This window comes from Bacillus sp. EKM206B (assembly GCF_011066015.1).
Taxonomy (GTDB): domain Bacteria; phylum Bacillota; class Bacilli; order Bacillales; family Bacillaceae; genus Bacillus; species Bacillus velezensis.
In genome coordinates, this window is sequence record NZ_JAAMNL010000058.1 from 1 (window position 1) to 215 (window position 215).

At 63.3% G+C, this 215-nt stretch carries 1 protein-coding gene; it reads right to left on the reverse strand.

The annotated features are described in order from the left end of the window. Nucleotides 1-215 (reverse strand): hypothetical protein (locus G9F50_RS20415; RefSeq protein ID WP_165406628.1); only part of this gene is annotated, 215 nt, incomplete at both ends.

A 215-nucleotide genomic window follows, 5' to 3' on the forward strand; every position in this document is an offset into this window, starting at 1 on the left:
ACGAATGGCCGCCCCGCTCAAAAAAGTGATCCCGGATGCCGACGGGGCCGTTTTTCAGCACCTCTTCCCAAAGGGCGCAAAGCTTCATTTCCGTGACGTTCCGCGGGGCGGTGTACGCCTGTCTGTCTGCCGCTCCGCCGGGAGCCGGCAGCGCGCGGCGGTCAAGTTTTCCGCTCGGCGTGACCGGCCATTCGCTCATCTCTATAAACTGAGCC